This is a genomic window from Exiguobacterium sp. s91 (genome assembly GCF_018618915.1).
GTDB lineage: Bacteria > Bacillota > Bacilli > Exiguobacteriales > Exiguobacteriaceae > Exiguobacterium_A > Exiguobacterium_A abrahamii.
The window spans coordinates 1-22,631 of record NZ_JACSMZ010000006.1; the positions used below are offsets into that span (position 1 = coordinate 1).

Below are 22,631 nucleotides of genomic sequence, written 5' to 3' on the forward strand. Positions count from 1 at the left end.
TCCTGAGCCAGGATCAAACTCTCCATGAAGTGTTTGACTTGCTCGTTTTTGTGACCGAAGTCACGATTGACGAAGCTTGCGCTTCATTCATTTTTGTATTCCGTAGAATACGATTTTTGCCTCATCGTTCAGTTTTCAAAGTCCAATATGTCATTTGACGACTTTTAAATCTTACAGTAAAGTAATAAGTGATGTCAATTACTTTTTTGAAGTTTTTTTCGTCTGTGACGCTCGCGTTTGGCGTGTGCCTCAGCGACATGTATTAATATATCAACTCTTGTTTTTTTCGTCAACTGTTTTTCTAAAAAAACTTTAGAAAAAAGATAGACCCGCTTGAACCGGTAAAACACTACCCGTTCGCGGGTCTTTTTCGTTACGCCTGTTTTTGCGATTGTCCTTGAGAAGCTGGCTTTTCTTGCAAGCGATGCAGCATTAGAATCTGATACGCATTACAGATTAAAAGTGTCGCAAGCGCCGCCCATAACATCCGCTTATCTTGTGTTGCCTGCAAAGCAGGTACCCATTCGATCAACGTGATCACTGTCATGAGGAACAATGTCGGAATGAACGCTGTAAAGTTCGTTTCCCGTGCTTTCGTCCGCGCGACTAAGAACGCTATTACAAGCAAGACGACCATCTCACCAATATAAAGGCTCGTCTTATCAAAGCCGTATGCTAATCCGCGTAGATAAACACCATCAAATAGTGCAAATGCGATCAAGACGACCTGGACACGATTCCAAAGCTTTGCGCCGCGGAATAAATCGAGTCCGACGCGATGTAAGATCAAGTACGAGAAGAATCCCATCAAACTGATGGCTGTCCACGTACTACTGTAGGAGAGAGCCGTCACATATCCGCTAATCGATTGATTTCGGATATATCCAGGTTCCGCTACCAAGTTAAACACGAAGCCGGCGAGCGTTCCGATTAGGAGCGTCATCCAAAACAGCTTCAAAAATCCTTTAATCTTCATTCTTATCCCTCTACTTTTTCGATGACACGCGTGGCGAGTTCATTATAGTACGTCTCAAATGGATGTTCATCGCGATAGATCGATGGGGCGAAATCCGCATCGTTCGCATATGGTTGTCCAAGTGGAATCTTAGCTAGAATATCGGTTTTTAACGCTTCTGACAACCTCTCTCCGCCACCACTACCGAAGACATATTCTTTTTCGCCTGTCACTTTACTTTCAAAGTACGCCATGTTCTCGACGATTCCGAGGAGACGATGGTTCGTCTTGATCGCCATTGCTCCTGCTCGTGCTGCAACGAAAGCGGCAGTCGCGTGAGGTGTCGTAACGATGACTTCCTGACAGCTCGGGAGCATCGAATGAATGTCGAGTGCGACATCTCCTGTCCCCGGTGGAAGATCAAGCAACAAGTAATCGAGATCGCCCCATTCGACGTCTGCGAAGAAGTTGTTGAGCATCTTCCCGAGCATTGGTCCCCGCCAGATGACTGGTGCATTATCTTCAACGAAGAAGCCCATTGAGATGACTTTGACACCAAAGCGTTCTGGTGGAACGATTCGGTCGTTCACGACAGTCGGACGTGTTTCGATTCCCATCATGTCTGGAACGCTAAAGCCGTAGATATCGGCATCAATCAACCCGACTTTCTTCCCTGCTCGTGCGAGGGCGACTGCTAAGTTAACGGAAACCGTTGATTTCCCAACGCCCCCTTTACCAGAAGCGATCGCGATGAACGTCGTACCAGATTCTGGTTTGAGAATTGATGGTGTCGTAGCTGCTTGAATCCCGTGATCACCAAGTGCTTCAAAACGAAGTCCCACTGTCTTGAATCCTTTTTCTTTCAGTTCCTTGACGATTTGCTGTTGGAGCACGAGTTGCTCCCCAGAACCAGATTGAGCTAAAGCGATTTTCAGACTGACATAATCACCTTTAATCCGGACGTCACGAATGCCGTTCGTATCTGCAAGCGGGCGGTCAATCGTCGGATCGACGAGCGTTCCGACTACCTCGCGAATTTCTTGTTCATTCAACATAGTGCCTTCCCCCTGAAAACGTTCGATTTAATCCTTATTAGTATAACAAAAATAAGAGAGCGCTTGCACATTTCGACACCGGAAAGGATGACTTTTCCATGTCCAGTGTCGGTTTTCATCATTTCACTCGATCATTCACTCGTTTTAGAACATTCGGTTCCATGTACGAGGACCCACGACACCATCGACATCAAGTCCTTGACGTGTTTGATAGGCACGCACCTTCTGAGCCGTCTCTGCATCAAAGCGCCGAGTCACGGTTGCTTTGACTGCACGTTGGATCCGTTCGATATCCCGCGGATTCATATTGGCTGCACCTTGATACAACGGACGACCTGGATACGGAACGATCGCACGAGAGCGATTCGGCGTTTCTTCAGACACTCCTAGTAATTCAAAGTGTGGATAATCCTTAAAGCTCGTCCAGTCCCCACCCCAAGAAAAGCCACGTCGTTTCATCGCAGCAACAATCTTTTGAAAGCTTTGGTCGTTTCGAAACAGCGCTTGTGTACCGTCTTGGGAATATTGAAAGAGGTCGACGGCAATGCCGCGGTTATGATTGGATTGTCCCCCACGTGCATTCGTTACGATTGGTCCCGGTAGTGTCCGTCCCTGTGCGTACAACCGATTCTGTTCTGCAATGGATCGGTACCCTTGTGCGACGCCTACATAAATCCCTTGCGCATGCATCTCCCGAATGACCTCTTGCGTTCGTTTAGCGACTTCTCGTGACAGTCCCGAAGCATTCAACTTCCGATTCGCTCGCTCAAGTAACCAGCTGATCGATAATGCCATCTATGCTCACTCCCTTTGTCTCCTGTTCCCGAAAACAAAATCCGCTATACTTATGGAATGCAGAATGATTTTAACTCATATCAAAAGGAGCATCCTATGAAAAAACGCATCATTTGGACAATTAGCGTCACCTGTCTCTTACATCTTAGCTTCGTCCTGTATCTGACGCTGCAACCGACTGTCGCTACCAAGACGGAGTTACCGGACAATGCAACCGTCTTAAGTGAAGAAACCTCTTTTACGGGACATGTCGGTCAAGCGACGGCACATACACCTACCCAATTCATACAATCTCTCTTTGTTTGGAGCATCCCGCTGACGATCGTCATCCTCTATCTTCTTGTGACGGTATTGCACCGATTACGCTCCACTCCGTCGTCTTGACTTGAATCGCTGTTCTGACACTTCGTCAGGAGAGCGGTTTTTTAGTGCACAAAAAAACCTCCCACCACAAGGGTGAGAGGGATTCGAAAAGAATTAACGTTTCGAGAATTGTGGTGCACGACGAGCTGCTTTAAGACCGTATTTTTTACGCTCTTTCATACGAGCATCACGAGTCAAGAAGCCTTTCGCTTTGAGTGCGCCGCGGAATTCTGGATCCGCTTGAAGAAGAGCACGTGAGATACCGTGACGGATAGCGCCTGCTTGACCAGTGAAGCCGCCGCCTTTGACCGTTACGATTACATCGTACTTGCCTTCTGTTTCTGTGATTACGAGTGGTTCTTTTGCAGTCATGATCAATGTCTCATAACCGAAGTATTCGCTGATATCGCGACCGTTAACTGTGACTTTACCGTCTCCAGCAACGAGGAAAACGCGCGCTGCCGCGTGTTTCCGGCGACCAGTGCCGTAGTAACGTACATCTGCCATCGTGTAGTTCCTCCTAAATTCGTATTAACCGCGAAGTTCGTAAACTTCTGGTTGTTGTGCTTCGTGCTTGTGTGCAGCTCCAGCGTAGACGTGGAGTTTGTTGAACATTTGACGACCGAGGCTACCTTTTGGAAGCATCCCTTTGATCGCGAGTTCAAGCATGCGCTCAGGTTTGTTAGCAAGCATATCGCGTGCAACAGTCTGCTTTAAGCCGCCTGGATGACCAGAGTGACGGTAGTAGACTTTTTTATCGAGTTTGTTACCAGTTAAAACGATTTTCTCAACGTTGATGAGGATAACGTTATCCCCACAGTCAACGTGTGGTGTGAACGTAGGCTTGTGCTTACCACGGAGAAGTGATGAAACTTCGCTCGCAAGGCGACCGAGTGTTTTACCTTCAGCGTCGATAAGGAGCCATTTGCGTTCTACATCAGTAGCTTTCGCCATGAAAGTTGTGCGCATGTAAAATACCTCCTAAGGAATTAAAAGTTCTGTTTTTGATTTTTCATTTATTCACTAGGTGAATCTATCATAATCTTAGGTGTACGGGGCTAAGATTGTGGTTTCATAATAAATGAAATGCCAATAAACATTGTATGTTTTTTAATAGCCAATGTCAATTGCCTTTTTTCACTCCGGATAGAAAACTTCCCATAGATAGAGTCCATGGGGAGGCGCTGTCACGCCTGCGACGTTCCGGTCCTTTGCCAGCAACATTTTTTTTATGTCCTCTGGTGCAAAACGACCGCGTCCGACGTCAAGTAACGTCCCGACCATAATCCGGATTTGATTATAGAGAAACCCACTGCCCTGGAACCGAAAGACGAGTTCGTCACCGACTGTCATCAACTCTGCCTCGTAAATCGTCCGGACTCGGTTATCCGTTTCCGTCTTCGCGACACAGAACGAACTGAAATCGTGCGTGCCGACGAGATGTGCCATCCCTTGACGGATGAGCTCGAGATCGAGCGGATACGGAATATGAACCGATAGATTCCGACGAAACGCATTTTCTTCGCGGCGGACGAAATAGCGGTATTCCTTCCCTACGACATCGTAACGCGCTTCAAAGGTCGGTTCGACCTCCTCGCAGCTCCGGACACGAATATCCGCTGGTAAGAGCGTATTCAGTGCCTTGACGACGTTCTCCGGTGGAATCGCTAGTTCCGTATCAAAATGAATGACTTGCCCGTAGGCATGCACCCTCGCATCCGTCCGTCCCGACCCGATGATCTTGACGGGATGTTTGTGCATCCGCGCAAGTGTCGTTTCAATTACTTCTTGAATCGTCAATCCGTTTGGTTGCACCTGATACCCGGCGTAGCCGGTTCCGTCATACTGAATCGTACATTTTAAACGACGCATTAACCGATCCCTCGCAATCCTACTAAACTGATCGTTAGGAGGACGAGTAGGATGATCAGACCTGTATCCCGCATCGTCCACTTGGACTCCCGTAAGCGTGTCCGTCCCTCTCCTCCACGGTATCCCCGCGCTTCCATTGCTGTCGCAAGATCCTCTGCCCGCTTAAAGGCGGAGATGAACAACGGAATCAATAACGGAATGATCGCCCGTAAACGTTCCTTGATCGGTCCTGCCGATAAATCAACACCACGTGCTTGCTGTGCCTTCATGATTTTCTCCGTCTCCTCCGCTAAGGTTGGTAAGAACCGTAGCGAGATCGATAACATGAGCGCGATCTCATGCGTTGGAACACGGACGACCTTGAACGGCTTTAACAACAACTCAATCGCATCTGTCAATTCGATCGGTGAGGTCGTCAGCGTGACGAGTGTCGTGATCGAGACAAGATAGAAGAAACGTAATGAGACGATGATCGCGAGTCGCAGTCCTTCTTCATAGATCCGAAGCCAGCCGAACTCAAAGAGGACAGCCCCTTCGCGTGTGAAGAACAGCTGGATGACGAACGTAAAGACGATCAGGAAAAGAATCGGTCGCAGTCCCTTTAGAACATACCGAAGTGGTAACCGACTACTCATGAGTGCTAAGAACGTAAAGATGAGTAAAAAGATGTTCGTTGCTGCATTGTTCGCGAGAAAGACGAGCGGAATGAAGCAGAAAGCAAAGATGATCTTCGCAAGTGCCGACGACCGGTGCAAGTACGACTGACCGGGAATATGTTGTCCGACGATCATTCGCTCACCCCTTTCGTCATCAACCACTCGATCAATTCGGTCTCCGTCCGGATCTCCGGTCGTTGCAATCCACGCCGATCAGCGACTTGCCAGGCAAGCGATAGGACGTGCGGGAGATCGAGATGGAATTGCTCGAGCAATGTCTCTTCTTTAAACAGATCAAGCGGTAGCCCGTCAAACGCCACCTGGGCGTCTTCCATGACGATCACACGCTCAGCATACTCAAGCACCTGATCCATGTCGTGCGTGATCAGGAGCAACGTCATACCGGTCTCTGCATGGAGCCGGGCAAATAGACTCAGCATATGCTTGCGCCCTTGCGGATCGAGTCCTGCCGTCGGCTCATCGACGATCAACACGTCTGGTTGACTAGCGAGTACGCCGGCAATTGCAACACGCCTCATTTGCCCACCAGACAGGTCAAACGGCGAACGACTCCAAAAGACTTCATCGAGTCCGACAGTCCGTAATGCCTCTTTCGCTAATTGCTCAGCCTTCGCGGCGTCATGACCGAAGTTCATCGGACCGAACATGACATCCTTTAAGACCGTCTCTTCGAACAATTGATATTCCGGATATTGAAAAACAAGCCCGACGCGACGTCTTAATGGCTTGAGGTCTTGTTTTTTCTTCGGTTCGACGATGATGTCATCGACTTGTACCTTCCCCGCTGTCGGCTTGAGCAACCCATTGATGTGCTGCACGAGCGTCGATTTCCCGGATCCGGTATGCCCTACAAACGCAACAAGCGCCCCTGACGGAATCTCAAGATTCACATCACGTAGCGCGACTCGTTCGAACGGACTATTGAGTTGATACGTATAATTTAATTCCTGGATTAAGATTGGCATAAACGGTTCACCAATTCTCTTTCATCTAGTATCGTCTCCTCGAGTGAGAGACCTTGCGCCCGTAAACGTTCTTGTACCCGAACAACGAATGGAACATCGAGTCCGATGTCTTCTAAGAACGATGCATGACGAAAGACTTCCTGAGGGGATCCTTCTAATACGATTTTCCCGGCATCCATGACGATGACACGACTAGCCCGTAATACTTCGTCTAATTCGTGTGTAATCGCGATGACCGCCATTGGGTGAGTCGCATGGAGTTCCTGAACGGTCGACATGACCTCTTGTCGTGCTAATGGATCAAGCATCGATGTAGCTTCATCGAGCACGAGAACATCAGGGCGCATCGCAAGCGCCGAAGCGATTGCGACACGCTGCTTCTGTCCGCCGGATAGTTGATGGGGTTCCCGATCAACAAAATCCGTAAGGCCAACGCGCGCTAGACTGTCGTCGATACGACGAACCATTTCCTCGCGTGGCACACCCCAGTTTTCTAGAGCAAATGCCACGTCGTCGCGCACGGTCGTGCCAACGAATTGATTATCTGGATTTTGGAAGACGATGCCGATCGCTCGGCGCATCTCCCACAGTTGCTCCGGATTCGCACTTGAAAAGCGCTCAGCAACCGTAACGGTCCCTGTCTCCGGTAACAACAATCCATTAAACAATTTCGTCAGCGTTGATTTTCCAGAGCCGTTGTGACCAACGATGGCGACCCATTCACCTGAACGAATCGTCAGAGAGACCTCGTGTAAGGCTGCTTGCTCCTGTTCCGGATACCGATAGGTGACCTGTTCCAGTTCAATCAGCTTGTCCATGATCTCTCCTCCTTCATCAAATCAATACTTTCATTTTGTAGCAAAAGGGCAGAAGCGGGATACGCACTGCCCTTTTATGGCGAATCATTTAATGAGGATTAAACGAGTTCGATGATGACCATTTCTGCGCCGTCACCACGACGTGGTCCCATTTTCATGATGCGTGTGTAACCACCTTGACGCTCAGCAAAACGTGGAGCCACATCAGCGAATAATTTTTGGATCGCGTCTTGTGCTTTGCCCTCTGCGTTTTGACCAGCAGCTTCACGGCGAACGAACGATGCAACTTGACGACGAGCGTGGAGATCACCGCGTTTACCTAAAGTGATGAGTTTCTCTACGACTGGACGAAGTTCCTTCGCTTTTTGTTCTGTAGTTTGGATACGCTCATTGATGATGAGATCAGTCGCAAGGTCACGCAAAAGTGCCTTACGTTGTGAGCTTGTACGGCCTAATTTCGAGTATGCCATGGATGGATTCCCTCCTTCGTGCAATTAATAGTATTAGTCTTCTTTGCGCAAGCCTAGTCCGAGTTCGTCGAGTTTCGCTTGAACTTCCTCGAGTGATTTACGTCCGAGGTTACGGACTTTCATCATCTCGTCTTCGCTCTTGTTCGCGAGTTCTTGAACCGTGTTGATACCAGCGCGTTTCAAACAGTTGTACGAACGAACTGAGAGATCGAGTTCTTCGATCGTCATTTCGAGTACTTTTTCTTTTTGATCTTCTTCCTTTTCGACCATGATTTCAGCATGGAGCGCTTCGTCCGTAAGACCAACAAAGATGTTTAAGTGTTCTGTCATGATTTTCGCACCGAGTGACACTGCTTCTTCAGGGCGGATTGAACCGTCCGTCCAAACATCTAGCGTCAACTTATCGAAGCTCGCATCTTGACCGACACGTGTTTTTTCAACTTGATAATTTACACGTTGAATTGGCGTGTAAATCGAGTCGATTGGGATTACACCGATTGGCATATCGTCCCGTTTGTTATCTTCAGCCTGAACATACCCACGACCACGGCGTGCTGTCAGACGCATATGAAGTGATGCACCTTCTGCAAGCGTTGCGATGTGAAGTTCTGGGTTGAGGATTTCGACGTCGCTGTCATGCGTAATGTTCGCAGCAGTGACAACACCAGCGCCTTGAATATCGATCTCAAGCGTTTTCTCTTCTTCCGAGTACACTTTGAGGGCGAGTTTCTTAAGGTTCAAGATGATTTGGGTAACGTCTTCTACAACGCCATCAATCGTCGAGAACTCATGAAGAACGCCATCGATTTGGACTGCAGTGACTGCAGCACCCGGAAGTGAAGACAATAGGATACGACGCAATGAGTTACCAAGCGTTGTACCGAATCCACGCTCAAGCGGCTCAACTACGAATTTACCAAACGTAGCGTTCTCGCTTAACTCGATCGTTTCAATCTTCGGTTTTTCGATTTCGATCATCTGAACCCCTCCTTGAATATCGTCATGTTGGCCATCGCGTTCAATCGCCAACCGCCTTGTGTACGTTTCTACTGCCTTGCTTGGTCAAACGATCAACAAAAGTCTACTCGAATCCCCGCTCTGCAGTACAAGACGGGTTACACGCGACGACGTTTTGGAGGGCGGCAACCGTTGTGTGGTACTGGAGTAACGTCACGGATTGCAGTGACTTCGAGACCGATTGCTTGAAGAGCACGGATAGCTGCTTCACGACCTGCACCAGGACCTTTAACGTTAACTTCTACAGTACGCATACCGTTATCCATTGCTGTTTTAGCAGCTGTTTCAGATGCCATTTGTGCAGCGAAAGGAGTCGATTTACGTGAGCCTTTGAAGCCCATGTTACCTGCAGTTGCCCAAGAGATTGCATTCCCTTGCATATCAGTGATCGTAACGATCGTGTTGTTGAATGTTGAACGGATATGCACGATACCAGATTCAATATTCTTTTTGACTTTACGTTTACTACGAACGTTCTGTTTGCGTTTTGCCATCTTAGTTTACCCTCCCTTACTTCTTCTTGTTCGCTACTGTACGGCGTGGGCCTTTACGAGTACGCGAGTTGTTTTTAGTGTTTTGACCACGAACTGGAAGACCACGACGGTGACGAACACCACGGTAGCAACCGATTTCGATCAAACGTTTGATGTTGAGTGAGATTTCACGACGAAGGTCACCCTCAACTTTGATTTTGTCTAAACCATCACGAAGTTGGTTCAATTGTTCCTCAGTCAAGTCGCGAGTACGAGTATCTTCAGAGATACCAGTTTCTTTCAAGACTTTTTGAGCAGTCGTTTTACCAACACCATAGATGTAAGTGAGTGAGATGACGATGCGTTTCTCACGTGGAATATCTACACCAGCAATACGTGCCATGTGTGCACCTCCTTGTTTAATTACCCTTGTTTTTGTTTATGCTTAGGGTTTTCGCAAATAACCATTACTTTGCCTTTACGGCGGATAACTTTACATTTTTCACAGATCGGTTTAACCGAAGGTCTTACTTTCATTGTGAATACCTCCTCCTGAAAAAATCGGAGTTTTTATTTGAAACGGTATGTGATCCGTCCGCGAGTCAAGTCGTATGGTGACAACTCAACCGTTACTTTATCTCCTGGCAAGATCCGAATGAAGTGCATCCGAATTTTTCCTGAGACGTGCGCGAGGACCGTGTGGCCGTTTTCTAACTCCACCTTAAACATCGCGTTTGGAAGCGGCTCGATAACCGTACCTTCCACTTCGATTACATCTTGTTTCGCCATCAATTATACCCCTTTCTCTATAAAGTTGATTGGGAGCCCAGACGATTTGTAGCGCTAGGGGCTTTCTACAAGAGCCATTGAGAGATCATCGGTCACAAACACGAGTGGATACTGGCTTATAGAAAGGTGACACCAATAACGCGCACAGCTCACTCTGCATCGACCGTTAAGATCTCGTAGCCGTCGTCTGTGATGGCGATGGTGTGCTCAAAGTGGGCGCACATGCTACCGTCCACCGTCACTACCGTCCAATTGTCGGATAGTGTGCGAACATAGCGTTTCCCGACGTTGACCATTGGCTCAATTGCCAGTGTCATGCCGGTTTTCAGGCGCGGCCCTTTCCCCGGTGGTCCATAATGTGGAATTTGCGGATCTTCATGCAAATTTTGTCCCACGCCGTGGCCCACATATTCGCGGACTACAGAAAAATTCGCAGCTTCAACATGTGACTGAATCGCATGCGAAATATCTGTCAGGTGCACGCCAGCTTTGGCGCGCTCCAATCCTTTATACAGAGATTCTTCAGTTACGTCAAGTAACCGCTTCGTCTCTTCAGAGATTGTACCTACCGGATATGTCCAGGCTGAATCTCCGTGATACCCATTGTACTCTGCTCCGATGTCAATCGAGATGATGTCACCGTCCTGAAGTACACGATCTCCCGGAATACCATGGACAAGCTCTTCGTTCACGGAAGCACAGATGCTACCCGTGAAACCATTATACCCTTTAAACGATGGTGTTGCCCCTTGACTTCGAATATAGCGTTCAGCGATCGCGTCGAGTTGCCCCGTCGTGATACCTGGGCGAATGTGAGCTTGAAGCTCCTTATGCGTCCGGGCGACGATTTGTCCTGCTTTACGCATGATGTCGATTTCACGCGGCGCTTTCGTGATGATCATTACTGATCACCAAGGAGTGCCTGAACATCGGAATATACATCGTTGATTGGACGATCACCGTCCAAATTACGAAGATACCCTTTTTCTGCGTAAAAGTCAATCAAAGGTTGCGCTTGAGCGACGTTGACTTCCAAGCGACGACGTACTGTCTCCTCTTGGTCATCTTCACGTTGTACAAGTGCTGATCCGTCGATATCACAGATCCCCTCCACTTTTGGTGGGTTGTAGAGAACATGATACGTTGCTCCGCAAGTTGGGCAAATCCGGCGACCTGTCAAACGAGGGACAAGTTTCTCCGGGTCTACACCGATGTGGATGACGTGATCAATTTGTTTGCCCAGATCTTCAAGTAATGCTTCAAGAGCATCTGCTTGTTTCACTGTGCGTGGGAAACCGTCAAGGAGAAAACCATTTGCACAGTCTTCTTTGGCGAGACGCTCACGTACGATGCCGATTGTGACTTCGTCCGGAACGAGTTCCCCTTTATCCATGTATGATTTCGCTTCTTGTCCGAGTGGCGTTGAATCTTTGATCGCCGCGCGGAACATGTCTCCTGTCGAGATGTGGGGGATCGCATAGTCTTCGATGATTTTCGCAGCCTGCGTTCCTTTACCAGCACCCGGCAAACCCATCAATACTAGATTCATGTCGGTAGCCTCCACTTCTATAGCTCTATAGACACAACAGAAAGGAAAGGGATGGTCCCCTTCCTCCCGCCTTATCGGATAAAGCCTTTGTAGTGTCGTTTAACCAATTGACTTTCAATCTGTTTCATCGTCTCTAGTCCTACACCGATGACGATCAACAAGCTCGTTCCACCAATCTGCACCGAGTTCGGTAAGCCAGCAAACTTAATAAAGAATGTCGGCGTCACCGCGATGACAGCGAGGAAGAGTGAACCGAAGAATGTCAGACGGTATAGAATCTTCGTGATGTACTGCTCCGTTTGCTTACCAGGACGAATACCAGGAATGTATCCGCCTTGTTTTTGAAGGTTCTCTGCCATTTGTTCCGGGTTAACCTGAACGAATGTGTAGAAGTACGAGAACGCGATGATCAGTGCCACATAGATCGACATACCGATTGGACTCGTATAGTCGAAAATGTCACGGATCTTCGTTGCCGTCTCCGGACTTGCAAAGAAACTCGCAATCGTTGGTGGCGTCACCATGAACGACACCGCGAAGATGACTGGAATAACACCGGCAGCGTTCAATTTAATCGGCAAGTGTGCCGATTGACCGCCAACTGGTGTCCGGTTCACCGTACGCTTAGCGTACTGAATCGGAATCTTACGTGCAGCTTGCTGAACATAGATGACTCCGACGATGACCGCAATGATGATTAAAAGCAAGAGTACGATATAAAGCACGTTTACAAACAAAGCATCCCCTGCATTTTGGAGCTTCGTTTCGTAAATCTGGCGGAATGCATTCGGGAAGCCCGCGACGATCCCAGCGAAGATGATCATTGATATCCCGTTACCAATGCCCTTCTCCGTGATGAGTTCACCGATGAACATCAAGAATGCTGTTCCCGCTGTCAATACGAGTGCAATCATAACGTATGTCCAGGTGCCGAACTGTTCGTCGACAAGACCTGGGTAGATACGGTTAAATCCAAGCGCGATTCCAAACGCTTGGACTAAGCCGAGTACGATCGTTCCATAGCGCGTTACCGTTGCTAACTTCTTACGGCCCGCCTCTCCTTGTTTTGCCCATTCGGCAAACTTTGGAACAACGTCCATCTGTAAGAGTTGGACAACGATCGAGGCCGTGATATACGGCATGATTCCCATCGCAAAGAGTGAGAAATTCTGCAAAGCATTCCCGCCGAACGAGTTCAAGAAACCAAGAATACCATTCTGGTCAATCTTGAACACTTCCGTGTTTACCATCGGCACCGGGATATGTGCTCCAATCCGGAACACGATAACCAATGCCAAGGTAAAGAGAATGCGCCGACGAATGTCAGCTACGCGCCACATATTGGAGATCGCTTGAAACATTAGATCACCTCAACCGTACCGCCGGCAGCTTCGATTGCTTGCTTCGCAGCGTCGGAGAACTTATGAGCTTTGACTGTTAGTTTCTTTTCGATCTTACCGTTAGAAAGAATTTTCACGCCGTCTTTCATGCCTTTGACTGCACGAGTCTCGACAAGAAGTTCTGGAGTGACTTCAGTTCCTTCTTCAAAACGGTTGAGTGTGTCAAGGTTAATGACCGCGAACTCTTTACGAGTTGGGTTGTTGAAGCCGCGTTTTGGTAAACGACGGTAAAGTGGGTTTTGTCCACCTTCGAAACCTGGACGAACACCACCGCCTGAACGAGCTTTTTGACCTTTGTGACCACGGCCAGAAGTCTTACCGTTACCAGAAGACATACCGCGACCTACACGGTTGCGTTCTGAACGTGAACCAGCAGCTGGTTTCAATTCATGGAGTTTCATAGTGGGGCACCTCCTCATAAAATTATATCGAACTATTACTCTTGAATTTCTTTTACTGTCACTAAGTGTGACACGTGGTTAATCATCCCACGCATAGCAGCGTTGTCAGGTACGACAACAGTCTGGTGCATCTTACGGAGACCAAGCGTACGAGTAGTAACGCGTTGGTTCTCCGGACGACCGATCATGCTGCGTGTGAGGGTAACTGCGAGTTTCGCCATCTGTTTTCCCTCCCTTTCTTAACCGCGAAGTTCTTCGACGGTTTTACCGCGGAGTTTCGCAACTTCTTCAGCACGTTTGAGTGATGTGAGACCTTCGACAGTCGCACGAACCATGTTGATTGGAGTGCTTGATCCAAGTGATTTTGAAAGAATGTCGTTGATTCCCGCTAATTCGAGAACCGCACGAACTGGACCACCAGCGATGACTCCAGTACCTTCAGAAGCAGGCTTCAAGAAGACGTGACCTGCACCGAATACACCGTTGACTTCGTGTGGAATTGTTGTGTTAACGATTGGAACGTTAACCATGTTTTTCTTAGCATCTTCGATTGCTTTACGGATCGCTTCAGGCACTTCCTGAGCTTTACCCGTACCGAAACCTACGTGACCATTCTTGTCACCAACGACGACGAGGGCAGCAAAACGGAAGCGACGGCCACCTTTTACTACTTTCGCGACGCGGTTTACGGTAACAACGCGTTCTTCGAGTTGATCCATGTTAATTTCTAACTGGCGCATGTAGAGGTTCCCTCCTTTTCTATTAGAATTTGAGACCAGCTTCACGAGCTGCTTCAGCTACAGCTTTGATACGTCCATGATAGAGATATCCTCCACGGTCGAAAACGACTGTTTCGATACCTTTTTCAAGAGCGCGCTCAGCTGCGAGCTTACCAACTGCTGCCGCAGCGTCAGTCGTGTTGCCTTTTTCAAGGTCGAGTGATGATGCAGATGCGAGTGTTGCATGTGTTGCATCGTCAATGACTTGTACGTAAATGTTCTTGTTCGAACGGAATACGTTCATACGTGGACGTGTTGCAGTCCCGATGATTGTACGACGGACACGACCATGACGTTTTTTACGCGTAGCGTTTTTATCTGCCTTTGAGATCATTTATGCCACTCCTTTCCGGTCAATTCGCATTCGCGAATTACTTACCTGTTTTACCTTCTTTACGACGAACGACTTCATCACTGTAACGAATACCTTTACCTTTGTACGGCTCAGGTTGACGGTACGAACGGATCAATGCAGCGACGTGACCAACACGTTCTTTGCTGATTCCGCGAACGATGAGTTGCGTATTCGTAGGAACTTCGACTTCGATGCCTTGTTCCGGAGTGTACTCGATTGGGTGTGAGTAACCGAGGTTGAGTACGATTTTGTTACCTTGCTTTTGTGCACGGTAACCAACACCTTGGATATCGAGTGTCTTAGCGAAACCGTTGCTTACACCTTCGACCATGTTCGCGATAAGCGCACGAGTCGTTCCGTGGATCGTACGGCTTGCTTTCTCGTCGTTCGGACGAGTGACAGTCAATTCATTACCTTCTACGTTGATCGCCATAGCTGGGCTGAACTCGCGTGAGAGTTCCCCTTTAGGACCTTTTACCGTAACCGTGTTGTTTTCAACTGTTACTGTAACGCCTGCTGGGATGACGACTGGCTTTTTACCAATACGTGACATTTAAGACACCTCCGTTCTTTTTATGCGTGTATTACCAGATGTATGCGATCACTTCGCCGCCGACTTTTTGTTGGCGAGCTTCTTTATCAGTCATTACACCTTTAGATGTTGAAACGATAGCGATTCCGAGACCACCGAGTACTTTCGGGATTTCATCAGCTTTCGCGTAAACGCGAAGACCTGGTTTCGAGATACGTTTGAGTCCAGTGATGACGCGCTCGTTGCTTGCGCCGTATTTAAGGAATACGCGGAGCGTACCTTGTTTGCTGTCCTCGAGATATTCAACATCGCGGATGAAACCTTCACGTTTGAGGATTTCAGCGACTTCACGTTTGATTGTAGAAGCTGGCATTTCCAACTTCTCATGGCGAACCATGTTTGCATTACGAATGCGTGTAAGCATATCTGCAATCGGATCTGTCATAACCATGCGATGTACCTCCTTTCACAACTTTAATGAATTACCAGCTTGCTTTTTTAACACCAGGGATTTGACCTTTATGAGCAAGATCACGGAACTTAATACGGCTGATACCGAATTTACCAATGTAACCGTGTGGACGGCCAGTGATACTACAACGGTTGTGTAAACGAACCGCTGAAGAGTTACGTGGGAGTTTGCTCAAGCCGATGTAGTCGCCTTGTGCTTTCAATTCTGCGCGTTTTTCAGCGTAGCGCTCAACGAGTGCTTGACGTTTTACTTCACGTGCGATCATTGATTTCTTAGCCATGTTGTCGACCTCCCTTATTTTTGGAATGGCATGCCGAGTGCAGTGAGAAGCTCACGTGACTCTTCATCCGTGTTAGCAGTAGTTACGATAACGATGTCCATACCACGGACTTTCGATACGCGATCGTAGTCGATCTCTGGGAAGATCAATTGTTCCTTCACGCCTAGCGTGTAGTTACCACGGCCATCGAAAGATTTTTTCGATACGCCACGGAAGTCACGTACACGTGGAAGTGACACGTTGATCAACTTGTCGAGGAATTCGTACATGCGCTCGCCACGAAGTGTAACCTTCGCACCGATTGGCATACCTTCACGAAGTTTGAAACCAGCGATTGATTTCTTAGCTTTCGTGATGAGTGGTTTCTGACCAGTGAGGAGCTGAAGCTCTTCAACTGCCATGTCAAGTGCCTTAGAGTTCGTAACAGCGTCACCAACACCCATGTTGATTACGATTTTATCGACTTTCGGCGCTTGCATTACAGAACTGTAATTGAATTTCTCCATCATTACTTTGACGATTTCGTCTTGGTATTTAGCTTTTAAACGGTTCATCAGAAAGTGGACCTCCTTTCTTTAAATCTTCTTATTTATCTAAAGCTTCGCCCGATTTTTTAGCGATACGTACTTTCTTGCCGTCAACCACAGTGAAACCAACGCGTGTTGGGTTACCTGTCTTAGGGTCGATGAGCATAACGTTCGATACGTGAATCGGTGCTTCTTTCTCGACAATTCCGCCTTGCGGGTTGAGTTGAGAAGGTTTTGAGTGTTTTTTGATCATGTTAACGCCTTCGACGATTACGCGATCTTTTTTAGGCATAGCTGTAAGGACAACGCCTTGTTTGCCTTTGTCTTTACCAGTCATAACCTGAACTTTATCACCTTTTTTGACATGCATCGTTAGAGCACCTCCTTGTAGGAATTCTTTGGAATTAAAGTACTTCCGGTGCCAACGAGACGATCTTCATGAAGTCTTTTTCACGAAGTTCGCGTGCGACTGGTCCGAAGATACGTGTGCCACGTGGGCTTTTGTCATCTTTGATGATGACTGCTGCGTTTTCGTCAAAACGGATGTACGAACCGTCTTTACGACGAACGCCACGTTTAGTACGAACGACTACTGCGCGTACAACTTCACCTTTTTTGACAACGCCACCTGGTGTTGCTTGTTTTACTGTACAAACAATAACGTCACCGATGTTAGCAGTTTTACGACCAGAACCACCGAGGACTTTGATCGTCAAGACTTCACGAGCTCCTGAGTTGTCTGCTACTTTTAAGCGAGATTCTTGTTGAATCATACGATTGTACCTCCCTCCGGATGTTTATTCACCCGAACTAATTAGAGTTTAGATGATTACTGCTTCTTCAATGACTTCTACGAGACGGAAACGTTTGTCCTTAGATAATGGACGTGTTTCTTGAATGCGTACAACATCACCGATTTTAGCTGTGTTGTTTTCATCATGCGCTTTGTACTTTTTAGAGTAGTTTACGCGTTTGCCGTAAAGCTTGTGCTTTACTTTTGTTTCAACTGTAACTACGATCGTTTTGTCCATTTTGTCAGAAACGACGCGTCCAGTTAACACTTTGCGGTTGTTAGTGCGTTCCATTGAGTGTTCCTCCTCTCAGAATCCGAGTGAATTATGCGTTGTTGATGCCGAGTTCGCGTTCACGAAGAACGGTTTTCGCGCGTGCAATCGACTTGCGCACTTCACGGATACGAGCAGGGTTCTCAAGCTGACCAGTCGCGAGTTGGAAACGAAGGTTGAACAACTCTTCTTTCCACGAACCGACTTTACCGTTAAGCTCTTCAGTTGTTTGCTGACGGAGATCAGTTGCTTTCATTCGTATCACCACCATTTTCTTCACGTTTTACGAACTTACATTTTACTGGAAGTTTGTGTGATGCAAGACGGAGAGCTTCGCGTGCGATCTCTTCCGATACTCCTGCGATTTCGAACATTACTTTACCCGGTTTGACGACTGCTACCCAGCCCTCCGGAGCACCTTTACCTGAACCCATTCGGACTTCAAGAGGTTTTTTAGTGTATGGCTTGTGTGGGAAGATCTTGATCCACACTTTACCACCACGTTTCATATAACGAGTCATCGCGATACGCGCTGATTCGATTTGACGGCTAGTGATCCAGCTAGCTTCTTGAGCTTGGATACCGAACTCGCCGAAGTGTACTGTAGTACCACGTTTCGCTTTACCACGCATGTTGCCGCGGTGAACACGACGATATTTTACACGTTTTGGTAACAACATGTTGTGTTGCCTCCTTCCCTAGACGGATGTGGATTATTCTTCGTTTGCTGCTGCTTTTTTCGTAGGAAGCACTTCACCGTGGTGGAGCCATACTTTTACGCCAATTTTGCCGTAAGTTGTATCAGCTTCTGCAGTACCGTAATCGATGTCTGCACGGAGTGTATGAAGTGGAACTGTTCCTTCCGAATACTTCTCAGAACGAGCGATATCAGCGCCACCAAGACGACCAGAAACTTCAGTCTTGATTCCTTTGATACCAGAACGCATTGAGCGTTGGATTGATTGCTTCATAGCACGACGGAACGATACGCGACCTTCAAGTTGGCGAGCGATGTTCTCAGCGACGAGCTTAGCAACTGCATCCGGGTTTTTCACTTCAACGACGTTAACGTGAACGCGTTTGCCTTTTGCAAGGTTAGTGATGTCTTTACGAAGTGTTTCGATTTCAGAACCGCCTTTACCGATAACCATACCAGGCTTAGCAGTGTGAAGTGAGATGTTCAAGCGGTTAGCTGCGCGCTCGATTTCTACTTTAGAGACACTAGCGTCTTTAAGACGTTTTTCGATATATTCACGAACTACGTAGTCTTCATGAAGGAGATCAGCATAGTCTTTATCTGCGAACCAACGTGATTCCCAGTCTTTGATGATACCTACGCGAAGACCAGTTGGGTTAATCTTCTGACCCACGGTAATCCCTCCTTATTTTTCAGATACCACGATGTGAACGTGGCTCGTACGTTTGTTGATGCGGCTTGCGCGACCCATTGCACGTGGGCGGAAACGTTTGAGCGTTGGACCTTCGTTTACGTAAGCCTCAGTGACTACGAGGTTTTCGATGTTCATGTCGAAGTTGTGCTCAGCGTTCGCGATTGCCGATTTCAATACTTTCTCAACGATTGGCGTTGCTGCCTTGTTCGTGTAAGCAAGAATCGAAAGTGCTTCGCCGATTTGCTTCCCGCGGATTAAGTCTACTACGAGACGTGCCTTACGAGGAGCAATGCGAACCATATTAGCCGATGCTTTTGATTGCATAATGAGTACCTCCCCTCAGATTAACGTTTCGTTTTCTTATCGTTTCCAGCATGTCCTTTGTAAGAACGTGTTGGAGCGAATTCACCAAGTTTGTGACCGACCATATCTTCTGTCACGTAAACCGGTACGTGTTTACGACCATCGTAGACAGCGATCGTGTGACCGATGAACTCTGGGAAGATTGTCGAGCGGCGTGACCAAGTTTTGATGACATGTTTGTCACCAGCTTCGTTGGCTTTATCAACCTTAGCGAGCAGATGGTGATCTGCGAATGGACCTTTTTTCAAGCTGCGACCCATAGTTGTACCTCCCTTTGGCATGATTCAGGAACGGTTCCTACGAACCGTCCAGAAATCATGTAATTATTTTTTAGAACGACGGACGATATATTTATCGCTCGCTTTGTTTTTCTTACGAGTTTTGTATCCGAGTGCCGGTTTACCCCAAGGAGTAAGTGGGCCCGAACGACCGATTGGAGCACGTCCTTCACCACCACCGTGTGGGTGATCGACTGGGTTCATGACAGAACCACGAACTGTAGGACGTTTTCCGAGCCAGCGTGAACGACCAGCTTTACCGATATTGACGAGCTCGTGCTCTTCATTACCGACAGCGCCGACTGTTGCACGGCAAGTAGCAAGGATCATACGAGTTTCGCCTGATTGAAGACGAACGATCGCGTATTTACCATCTTTACCGAGAAGCTGAGCAGAAGTACCAGCTGCGCGAACGAGCTGACCACCTTTACCTGGCTTAAGTTCGATGTTGTGGATCAACGTACCGACTGGGATGTTTGAAAGTGGAAGAGCATTACCGACTTTAATGTCAGCTTCTGGTCCAGCCATGACTTGCATGTCTACTTTCAAGCCTTTCGGTGCGAGGATGTAGCGTTTTTCACCATCGATGTAGTGGATCAATGCGATGTTAGCAGAGCGGTTTGGATCGTACTCAATTGTAGCGACACGACCAGCGATGCCATCCTTGTTCCGTTTGAAGTCGATGATACGATATTTACGTTTGTGTCCGCCACCTTGGTGACGTACTGTCAAGCGACCTTGGTTGTTACGTCCGCCCTTTTTCGAAAGCTTTTCAGTTAACGATTTTTCAGGACGTGAAGCCGTAATCTCAGCAAAGTCAAGTGCAGTCATATTACGACGACCGTTAGTGGTCGGTTTAAACTTTTTAATTCCCATCGAGAGTTCCCTCCTTTTCTACAGAGTTCCGATTAACCGAGGTAATCGAGTTCTTTGCTATCTGCAGTAAGCGTGACGACCGCTTTTTTGCGGCGTGCTGTGTAACCAGCGTGACGACCTACGCGTTTTGCTTTTGGTTTTGAGATCAATGTGTTGACTTTGTCAACTTTCACTCCGAAGATCGCTTCAACTGCATCTTTGATTTGAGTCTTAGATGCCTTCACGTCTACTTCGAATGTGTACTTTTTCTCAGCCATTTGGTTTACTGAACGTTCAGTAATGACAGGACGTTTGATAATGTCGTGTGTGTGTGCCATTATGCAAGCACCTCCTCTACTCTCGCAACAGCGTCCTTCGTAATGATGACTTTGTCATGAGCGACAAGATCAAGGACGTTTACACCTGCAGCGTCAACGACTGTGACACCTGGGATGTTGCGTGTTGAAAGAACGACTGACTCGTTGTAATCAGCAGTAACGACGAGAACTTTACGTTCGATTGAAAGAGCAGCGAATACTGCGATCATGTCCTTAGTTTTAGGAGCATCGATTGTCAATCCTTCAAGAACGATGAACTCGTTGTTAGCGACTTTCGAAGAAAGTGCTGAACGAAGTGCGAGACGACGAACCTTTTTAGGAAGTTTGTAAGCGTACGAACGTGGTGTTGGACCGAAGACTGTTCCACCGCCAACCCATTGTGGCGAACGGATCGAACCTTGGCGTGCACGACCAGTACCTTTTTGTTTCCATGGTTTACGGCCGCCACCGCGAACTTCCGAGCGACCTTTTGTATCATGTGTACCTTGGCGACGTGAAGCTTGTTGCATGACGATTGCATCGTATACGACTGCTTCATTTGGCTCGATTCCGAAAACGGCATCTGCGAGCTCGATGTCTCCAACTTGTGTACCTGTTTGGTTAAGCAAAGCTACTTTAGGCATTCGTTATTCCTCCTTTCCTTGCAAACGGATTAGTTGCCTTTAACCGCAGTTTTGATGACAACTTGGCTCTTACGTGCGCCTGGGATAGCACCCTTGACGAGGAGTAAGCCGCGTTCTGCATCAACTTTTACGATTTCAAGGTTTTGAACAGTGATTTGCTCTCCACCCATGCGTCCAGGGAGCAATTTCCCTTTGAATACACGGTTAGGAGCAACAGGACCCATTGAACCTGGGCGACGGTGGTAACGCGAACCGTGAGCCATTGGACCACGTGATTGGTTGTGACGCTTGATTGCACCAGCGAAACCTTTACCTTTCGACGTACCTGTTACATCAACCATTTCGCCTGCAGCGAAAGTATCTGCTTTAATCTCTTGACCGATTTCGAAATCTGCTACTGATGTACGGATTTCTTTAATGAAGCGCTTAGGTGTCGCGTTTGCTTTCGCAGCGTGACCTTTTTGCGGTTTGTTTTGACGACCTTCTTTGATATCACCAAAGCCGAGTTGAACTGCTTCGTAACCGTCAACTTCCGTTGTTTTCAATTGAAGAACAACGTTACCTTCGACTGAAACGACAGTAACAGGGACGACTTCGCCTGACTCGTTGAAGATTTGTGTCATACCGAGTTTAGTTCCTAAGATTCCTTTAGCCATGAGATACACCTCCTAATATTGAATGATTTTGATCTTCTGGCTAGTATCAACTATCTATAGAAGAAAAATTAAAGTTTGATTTCGATGTCAACGCCCGATGGAAGTTCGAGACGCATAAGCGCATCAACAGTTTTCGGTGTTGGGTTAACGATGTCGATCAAACGTTTGTGTGTACGCATTTCGAACTGCTCACGAGCATCTTTGTACTTGTGAACGGCACGAAGTACTGTGTAGACCGCTTTCTCCGTTGGGAGTGGGATCGGACCAGATACAGTAGCACCTGAACGTTTTGCTGTGTCGACAATCTTCTCAGCCGATTGATCAAGCACGCGGTGATCGTATGCTTTCAAACGGATCCGAATTTTTTCATTTGCCATGTTATTTCCCTCCTTTTCGCCTATTTCGTAAATAGACATTCTCCGCGGAAATTTCCACACTAGCCATGGCAATGCCGCCTGGTGTGTCATAACCTCCCGCTTCATCGCGTTGTGTTTGTGACCAACATATTCTATCATACTG

40 protein-coding genes are annotated in these 22,631 nt (G+C 47.6%); 1 reads left to right on the top strand and 39 read right to left on the bottom strand.

The genetic code is table 11. From position 1 onward, the window contains the following. Positions 1-373: 373 nt before the first annotated feature. The 3 genes from KNQ06_RS16150 to KNQ06_RS16160 form a co-directional block, all read right to left on the bottom strand. Entirely contained in the window at positions 374-976 is a 603-nt protein-coding gene (locus KNQ06_RS16150) for a KinB-signaling pathway activation protein (protein ID WP_064300977.1), read from the bottom strand. A 2-nt stretch (positions 977-978) separates the two neighbouring features. Further along, positions 979-2,010, bottom strand: coding sequence for an Mrp/NBP35 family ATP-binding protein (locus tag KNQ06_RS16155; RefSeq protein ID WP_023466657.1), 1,032 nt, complete (start codon positions 2,008-2,010; stop codon positions 979-981). Between the two features lie 144 nt (positions 2,011-2,154). Continuing rightward, positions 2,155-2,805 (bottom strand): M15 family metallopeptidase, encoded by a 651-nt coding sequence (locus KNQ06_RS16160; protein ID WP_058705165.1) that lies wholly within the window; start codon positions 2,803-2,805, stop codon positions 2,155-2,157. A gap of 96 nt (positions 2,806-2,901) precedes the next feature. Here KNQ06_RS16160 and KNQ06_RS16165 point away from each other — a divergent pair, with 96 nt between their 5' ends. After that, positions 2,902-3,189: a hypothetical protein gene (locus KNQ06_RS16165; RefSeq protein WP_215148935.1), complete on the top strand. Its 288-nt coding sequence runs from the start codon at positions 2,902-2,904 to the stop codon at positions 3,187-3,189. 93 nt (positions 3,190-3,282) lie between these two features. On the opposite strand, the gene rpsI is transcribed toward KNQ06_RS16165, so the two are convergent. From rpsI to rpsJ, 36 genes are all read right to left on the bottom strand, one after another. Continuing rightward, positions 3,283-3,675, bottom strand: a complete 393-nt coding sequence (rpsI, locus tag KNQ06_RS16170; RefSeq protein ID WP_023466655.1) for a 30S ribosomal protein S9 — start codon at positions 3,673-3,675, stop codon at positions 3,283-3,285. Positions 3,676-3,699: 24 nt separating this feature from the next. After that, positions 3,700-4,137, bottom strand: a complete 438-nt coding sequence (gene rplM, locus KNQ06_RS16175) for a 50S ribosomal protein L13 (RefSeq protein ID WP_023466654.1) — start codon at positions 4,135-4,137, stop codon at positions 3,700-3,702. 168 nt (positions 4,138-4,305) lie between these two features. Then, entirely contained in the window at positions 4,306-5,040 is a 735-nt protein-coding gene (truA, locus tag KNQ06_RS16180; protein ID WP_149426608.1) for a tRNA pseudouridine(38-40) synthase TruA, read from the bottom strand. Next, positions 5,040-5,831: an energy-coupling factor transporter transmembrane component T family protein gene (locus KNQ06_RS16185; RefSeq protein ID WP_149426607.1), complete on the bottom strand. Its 792-nt coding sequence runs from the start codon at positions 5,829-5,831 to the stop codon at positions 5,040-5,042. The genes truA and KNQ06_RS16185 overlap by 1 nt, the downstream gene beginning before the upstream one ends. After that, a complete protein-coding gene (locus tag KNQ06_RS16190; protein ID WP_149426606.1) occupies positions 5,828-6,682 on the bottom strand; it encodes an energy-coupling factor transporter ATPase in 855 nt (284 codons plus the stop codon). The genes KNQ06_RS16185 and KNQ06_RS16190 overlap by 4 nt, the downstream gene beginning before the upstream one ends. After that, complete coding sequence (locus KNQ06_RS16195; RefSeq protein ID WP_029343095.1) at positions 6,670-7,500, bottom strand: energy-coupling factor ABC transporter ATP-binding protein; 831 nt, start codon at positions 7,498-7,500, stop codon at positions 6,670-6,672. Before KNQ06_RS16195 ends, KNQ06_RS16190 begins: the two co-directional genes overlap by 13 nt. Positions 7,501-7,598: 98 nt before the next feature. Beyond that, positions 7,599-7,970: a 50S ribosomal protein L17 gene (gene rplQ / locus KNQ06_RS16200; RefSeq protein ID WP_023466649.1), complete on the bottom strand. Its 372-nt coding sequence runs from the start codon at positions 7,968-7,970 to the stop codon at positions 7,599-7,601. Positions 7,971-8,003: 33 nt separating this feature from the next. Next, entirely contained in the window at positions 8,004-8,948 is a 945-nt protein-coding gene (locus KNQ06_RS16205; protein ID WP_023466648.1) for a DNA-directed RNA polymerase subunit alpha, read from the bottom strand. Positions 8,949-9,085: 137 nt separating this feature from the next. Next, the gene (rpsK, locus tag KNQ06_RS16210) at positions 9,086-9,481 is read right to left on the bottom strand and encodes a 30S ribosomal protein S11 (protein WP_023466647.1); all 396 of its coding nucleotides are present in this window, start codon (positions 9,479-9,481) and stop codon (positions 9,086-9,088) included. 16 nt (positions 9,482-9,497) lie between these two features. Then, positions 9,498-9,863, bottom strand: a complete 366-nt coding sequence (gene rpsM, locus KNQ06_RS16215) for a 30S ribosomal protein S13 (protein WP_023466646.1) — start codon at positions 9,861-9,863, stop codon at positions 9,498-9,500. A 20-nt stretch (positions 9,864-9,883) separates the two neighbouring features. Beyond that, positions 9,884-9,997, bottom strand: a complete 114-nt coding sequence (rpmJ, locus tag KNQ06_RS16220; RefSeq protein WP_003156543.1) for a 50S ribosomal protein L36 — start codon at positions 9,995-9,997, stop codon at positions 9,884-9,886. Between the two features lie 33 nt (positions 9,998-10,030). Then, complete coding sequence (gene infA, locus KNQ06_RS16225) at positions 10,031-10,249, bottom strand: translation initiation factor IF-1 (RefSeq protein ID WP_012369032.1); 219 nt, start codon at positions 10,247-10,249, stop codon at positions 10,031-10,033. Between the two features lie 149 nt (positions 10,250-10,398). Continuing rightward, positions 10,399-11,151, bottom strand: a complete 753-nt coding sequence (gene map, locus KNQ06_RS16230; protein ID WP_023466644.1) for a type I methionyl aminopeptidase — start codon at positions 11,149-11,151, stop codon at positions 10,399-10,401. Beyond that, positions 11,151-11,798, bottom strand: a complete 648-nt coding sequence (locus KNQ06_RS16235; RefSeq protein ID WP_023466643.1) for an adenylate kinase — start codon at positions 11,796-11,798, stop codon at positions 11,151-11,153. The genes map and KNQ06_RS16235 overlap by 1 nt, the downstream gene beginning before the upstream one ends. Before the next feature lie 71 nt (positions 11,799-11,869). Further along, positions 11,870-13,159: a preprotein translocase subunit SecY gene (secY, locus tag KNQ06_RS16240; RefSeq protein ID WP_023466642.1), complete on the bottom strand. Its 1,290-nt coding sequence runs from the start codon at positions 13,157-13,159 to the stop codon at positions 11,870-11,872. After that, on the bottom strand, positions 13,159-13,599 hold the full coding sequence (gene rplO / locus KNQ06_RS16245) for a 50S ribosomal protein L15 (protein ID WP_035399353.1): 441 nt from the start codon (positions 13,597-13,599) through the stop codon (positions 13,159-13,161). The genes secY and rplO overlap by 1 nt, the downstream gene beginning before the upstream one ends. A 35-nt stretch (positions 13,600-13,634) precedes the next feature. After that, positions 13,635-13,820 (bottom strand): 50S ribosomal protein L30, encoded by a 186-nt coding sequence (gene rpmD / locus KNQ06_RS16250; protein WP_023466640.1) that lies wholly within the window; start codon positions 13,818-13,820, stop codon positions 13,635-13,637. An 18-nt stretch (positions 13,821-13,838) separates the two neighbouring features. Continuing rightward, positions 13,839-14,339, bottom strand: coding sequence for a 30S ribosomal protein S5 (gene rpsE, locus KNQ06_RS16255; RefSeq protein ID WP_023466639.1), 501 nt, complete (start codon positions 14,337-14,339; stop codon positions 13,839-13,841). A gap of 22 nt (positions 14,340-14,361) precedes the next feature. Then, positions 14,362-14,712 carry a 50S ribosomal protein L18 gene (gene rplR / locus KNQ06_RS16260; protein WP_023466638.1) on the bottom strand — a complete coding sequence of 117 codons (351 nt, stop codon included), beginning with the start codon at positions 14,710-14,712 and terminating at the stop codon, positions 14,362-14,364. Between the two features lie 37 nt (positions 14,713-14,749). Continuing rightward, entirely contained in the window at positions 14,750-15,286 is a 537-nt protein-coding gene (rplF, locus tag KNQ06_RS16265; protein ID WP_023466637.1) for a 50S ribosomal protein L6, read from the bottom strand. A 31-nt stretch (positions 15,287-15,317) separates the two neighbouring features. Next, entirely contained in the window at positions 15,318-15,716 is a 399-nt protein-coding gene (gene rpsH, locus KNQ06_RS16270) for a 30S ribosomal protein S8 (RefSeq protein WP_012369023.1), read from the bottom strand. A gap of 31 nt (positions 15,717-15,747) precedes the next feature. Next, positions 15,748-16,017, bottom strand: coding sequence for a 30S ribosomal protein S14 (gene rpsN / locus KNQ06_RS16275; protein ID WP_023466636.1), 270 nt, complete (start codon positions 16,015-16,017; stop codon positions 15,748-15,750). Between the two features lie 14 nt (positions 16,018-16,031). Next, entirely contained in the window at positions 16,032-16,571 is a 540-nt protein-coding gene (rplE, locus tag KNQ06_RS16280; RefSeq protein WP_023466635.1) for a 50S ribosomal protein L5, read from the bottom strand. A gap of 31 nt (positions 16,572-16,602) precedes the next feature. Next, a complete protein-coding gene (gene rplX / locus KNQ06_RS16285; RefSeq protein ID WP_012369020.1) occupies positions 16,603-16,914 on the bottom strand; it encodes a 50S ribosomal protein L24 in 312 nt (103 codons plus the stop codon). A 34-nt stretch (positions 16,915-16,948) separates the two neighbouring features. Next, positions 16,949-17,317 (bottom strand): 50S ribosomal protein L14, encoded by a 369-nt coding sequence (rplN, locus tag KNQ06_RS16290; protein WP_012369019.1) that lies wholly within the window; start codon positions 17,315-17,317, stop codon positions 16,949-16,951. Positions 17,318-17,365: 48 nt separating this feature from the next. Then, the gene (gene rpsQ, locus KNQ06_RS16295) at positions 17,366-17,629 is read right to left on the bottom strand and encodes a 30S ribosomal protein S17 (protein WP_023466634.1); all 264 of its coding nucleotides are present in this window, start codon (positions 17,627-17,629) and stop codon (positions 17,366-17,368) included. 31 nt (positions 17,630-17,660) lie between these two features. Then, positions 17,661-17,864, bottom strand: a complete 204-nt coding sequence (gene rpmC, locus KNQ06_RS16300) for a 50S ribosomal protein L29 (protein WP_012369017.1) — start codon at positions 17,862-17,864, stop codon at positions 17,661-17,663. After that, a complete protein-coding gene (gene rplP, locus KNQ06_RS16305) occupies positions 17,851-18,288 on the bottom strand; it encodes a 50S ribosomal protein L16 (RefSeq protein WP_012369016.1) in 438 nt (145 codons plus the stop codon). Before rplP ends, rpmC begins: the two co-directional genes overlap by 14 nt. A gap of 33 nt (positions 18,289-18,321) precedes the next feature. Beyond that, positions 18,322-18,978, bottom strand: coding sequence for a 30S ribosomal protein S3 (gene rpsC, locus KNQ06_RS16310; protein WP_023466633.1), 657 nt, complete (start codon positions 18,976-18,978; stop codon positions 18,322-18,324). A 12-nt stretch (positions 18,979-18,990) separates the two neighbouring features. Beyond that, positions 18,991-19,323 carry a 50S ribosomal protein L22 gene (gene rplV / locus KNQ06_RS16315; RefSeq protein ID WP_012369014.1) on the bottom strand — a complete coding sequence of 111 codons (333 nt, stop codon included), beginning with the start codon at positions 19,321-19,323 and terminating at the stop codon, positions 18,991-18,993. 20 nt (positions 19,324-19,343) lie between these two features. Further along, positions 19,344-19,622, bottom strand: a complete 279-nt coding sequence (gene rpsS / locus KNQ06_RS16320; protein WP_012369013.1) for a 30S ribosomal protein S19 — start codon at positions 19,620-19,622, stop codon at positions 19,344-19,346. 63 nt (positions 19,623-19,685) lie between these two features. Continuing rightward, positions 19,686-20,516, bottom strand: coding sequence for a 50S ribosomal protein L2 (rplB, locus tag KNQ06_RS16325; protein ID WP_023466632.1), 831 nt, complete (start codon positions 20,514-20,516; stop codon positions 19,686-19,688). Between the two features lie 32 nt (positions 20,517-20,548). Further along, complete coding sequence (rplW, locus tag KNQ06_RS16330; RefSeq protein ID WP_023466631.1) at positions 20,549-20,833, bottom strand: 50S ribosomal protein L23; 285 nt, start codon at positions 20,831-20,833, stop codon at positions 20,549-20,551. Next, positions 20,833-21,456 (bottom strand): 50S ribosomal protein L4, encoded by a 624-nt coding sequence (gene rplD / locus KNQ06_RS16335; RefSeq protein WP_023466630.1) that lies wholly within the window; start codon positions 21,454-21,456, stop codon positions 20,833-20,835. Before rplD ends, rplW begins: the two co-directional genes overlap by 1 nt. Before the next feature lie 29 nt (positions 21,457-21,485). Next, positions 21,486-22,112 carry a 50S ribosomal protein L3 gene (gene rplC / locus KNQ06_RS16340; protein WP_023466629.1) on the bottom strand — a complete coding sequence of 209 codons (627 nt, stop codon included), beginning with the start codon at positions 22,110-22,112 and terminating at the stop codon, positions 21,486-21,488. 68 nt (positions 22,113-22,180) lie between these two features. Continuing rightward, a complete protein-coding gene (gene rpsJ / locus KNQ06_RS16345) occupies positions 22,181-22,489 on the bottom strand; it encodes a 30S ribosomal protein S10 (RefSeq protein ID WP_029343090.1) in 309 nt (102 codons plus the stop codon). Positions 22,490-22,631 lie beyond the last annotated feature (142 nt).

What these genes read in the sequence shown, in the direction of transcription:
- rpmC (WP_012369017.1), bottom strand. Translation starts at nt 17,864, where the DNA reads ATGAAAGCAACTGATCTCCGTCAGCAAACAACTGAAGAGCTTAACGGT.
- rpsH (WP_012369023.1), bottom strand. Translation starts at nt 15,716, where the DNA reads ATGGTTATGACAGATCCGATTGCAGATATGCTTACACGCATTCGTAAT.
- KNQ06_RS16155 (WP_023466657.1), bottom strand. Translation starts at nt 2,010, where the DNA reads ATGTTGAATGAACAAGAAATTCGCGAGGTAGTCGGAACGCTCGTCGAT.
- rplF (WP_023466637.1), bottom strand. Translation starts at nt 15,286, where the DNA reads ATGTCACGTATTGGTAAAAAGCCAGTCGTCATCCCAGCAGGCGTTACA.
- rplO (WP_035399353.1), bottom strand. Translation starts at nt 13,599, where the DNA reads ATGAAACTCCATGAATTGAAACCAGCTGCTGGTTCACGTTCAGAACGC.
- rplW (WP_023466631.1), bottom strand. Translation starts at nt 20,833, where the DNA reads ATGGCACACACACACGACATTATCAAACGTCCTGTCATTACTGAACGT.
- rplN (WP_012369019.1), bottom strand. Translation starts at nt 17,317, where the DNA reads ATGATTCAACAAGAATCTCGCTTAAAAGTAGCAGACAACTCAGGAGCT.
- rplX (WP_012369020.1), bottom strand. Translation starts at nt 16,914, where the DNA reads ATGCATGTCAAAAAAGGTGATAAAGTTCAGGTTATGACTGGTAAAGAC.
- rplR (WP_023466638.1), bottom strand. Translation starts at nt 14,712, where the DNA reads ATGATCTCAAAGGCAGATAAAAACGCTACGCGTAAAAAACGTCATGGT.
- KNQ06_RS16205 (WP_023466648.1), bottom strand. Translation starts at nt 8,948, where the DNA reads ATGATCGAAATCGAAAAACCGAAGATTGAAACGATCGAGTTAAGCGAG.
- KNQ06_RS16185 (WP_149426607.1), bottom strand. Translation starts at nt 5,831, where the DNA reads ATGATCGTCGGACAACATATTCCCGGTCAGTCGTACTTGCACCGGTCG.
- rpmD (WP_023466640.1), bottom strand. Translation starts at nt 13,820, where the DNA reads ATGGCGAAACTCGCAGTTACCCTCACACGCAGCATGATCGGTCGTCCG.
- KNQ06_RS16150 (WP_064300977.1), bottom strand. Translation starts at nt 976, where the DNA reads ATGAAGATTAAAGGATTTTTGAAGCTGTTTTGGATGACGCTCCTAATC.
- rpsN (WP_023466636.1), bottom strand. Translation starts at nt 16,017, where the DNA reads ATGGCTAAGAAATCAATGATCGCACGTGAAGTAAAACGTCAAGCACTC.
- rplB (WP_023466632.1), bottom strand. Translation starts at nt 20,516, where the DNA reads ATGGGAATTAAAAAGTTTAAACCGACCACTAACGGTCGTCGTAATATG.
- KNQ06_RS16190 (WP_149426606.1), bottom strand. Translation starts at nt 6,682, where the DNA reads ATGCCAATCTTAATCCAGGAATTAAATTATACGTATCAACTCAATAGT.
- rpsE (WP_023466639.1), bottom strand. Translation starts at nt 14,339, where the DNA reads ATGCGCCAGTTAGAAATTAACATGGATCAACTCGAAGAACGCGTTGTT.
- KNQ06_RS16160 (WP_058705165.1), bottom strand. Translation starts at nt 2,805, where the DNA reads ATGGCATTATCGATCAGCTGGTTACTTGAGCGAGCGAATCGGAAGTTG.
- rplD (WP_023466630.1), bottom strand. Translation starts at nt 21,456, where the DNA reads ATGCCTAAAGTAGCTTTGCTTAACCAAACAGGTACACAAGTTGGAGAC.
- rplE (WP_023466635.1), bottom strand. Translation starts at nt 16,571, where the DNA reads ATGAACCGTTTAAAAGCTAAATACCAAGACGAAATCGTCAAAGTAATG.
- rplQ (WP_023466649.1), bottom strand. Translation starts at nt 7,970, where the DNA reads ATGGCATACTCGAAATTAGGCCGTACAAGCTCACAACGTAAGGCACTT.
- rpsQ (WP_023466634.1), bottom strand. Translation starts at nt 17,629, where the DNA reads ATGGAACGCACTAACAACCGCAAAGTGTTAACTGGACGCGTCGTTTCT.
- rpsM (WP_023466646.1), bottom strand. Translation starts at nt 9,863, where the DNA reads ATGGCACGTATTGCTGGTGTAGATATTCCACGTGAGAAACGCATCGTC.
- secY (WP_023466642.1), bottom strand. Translation starts at nt 13,159, where the DNA reads ATGTTTCAAGCGATCTCCAATATGTGGCGCGTAGCTGACATTCGTCGG.
- rpsI (WP_023466655.1), bottom strand. Translation starts at nt 3,675, where the DNA reads ATGGCAGATGTACGTTACTACGGCACTGGTCGCCGGAAACACGCGGCA.
- rplP (WP_012369016.1), bottom strand. Translation starts at nt 18,288, where the DNA reads ATGTTGTTACCAAAACGTGTAAAATATCGTCGTGTTCACCGCGGCAAC.
- rpmJ (WP_003156543.1), bottom strand. Translation starts at nt 9,997, where the DNA reads ATGAAAGTAAGACCTTCGGTTAAACCGATCTGTGAAAAATGTAAAGTT.
- rpsK (WP_023466647.1), bottom strand. Translation starts at nt 9,481, where the DNA reads ATGGCAAAACGCAAACAGAACGTTCGTAGTAAACGTAAAGTCAAAAAG.
- KNQ06_RS16235 (WP_023466643.1), bottom strand. Translation starts at nt 11,798, where the DNA reads ATGAATCTAGTATTGATGGGTTTGCCGGGTGCTGGTAAAGGAACGCAG.
- rpsS (WP_012369013.1), bottom strand. Translation starts at nt 19,622, where the DNA reads ATGGGTCGCAGCTTGAAAAAAGGTCCATTCGCAGATCACCATCTGCTC.
- rplC (WP_023466629.1), bottom strand. Translation starts at nt 22,112, where the DNA reads ATGGCTAAAGGAATCTTAGGAACTAAACTCGGTATGACACAAATCTTC.
- KNQ06_RS16165 (WP_215148935.1), top strand. Translation starts at nt 2,902, where the DNA reads ATGAAAAAACGCATCATTTGGACAATTAGCGTCACCTGTCTCTTACAT.
- infA (WP_012369032.1), bottom strand. Translation starts at nt 10,249, where the DNA reads ATGGCGAAACAAGATGTAATCGAAGTGGAAGGTACGGTTATCGAGCCG.
- rplV (WP_012369014.1), bottom strand. Translation starts at nt 19,323, where the DNA reads ATGCAATCAAAAGCATCGGCTAATATGGTTCGCATTGCTCCTCGTAAG.
- rplM (WP_023466654.1), bottom strand. Translation starts at nt 4,137, where the DNA reads ATGCGCACAACTTTCATGGCGAAAGCTACTGATGTAGAACGCAAATGG.
- truA (WP_149426608.1), bottom strand. Translation starts at nt 5,040, where the DNA reads ATGCGTCGTTTAAAATGTACGATTCAGTATGACGGAACCGGCTACGCC.
- KNQ06_RS16195 (WP_029343095.1), bottom strand. Translation starts at nt 7,500, where the DNA reads ATGGACAAGCTGATTGAACTGGAACAGGTCACCTATCGGTATCCGGAA.
- map (WP_023466644.1), bottom strand. Translation starts at nt 11,151, where the DNA reads ATGATCATCACGAAAGCGCCGCGTGAAATCGACATCATGCGTAAAGCA.
- rpsJ (WP_029343090.1), bottom strand. Translation starts at nt 22,489, where the DNA reads ATGGCAAATGAAAAAATTCGGATCCGTTTGAAAGCATACGATCACCGC.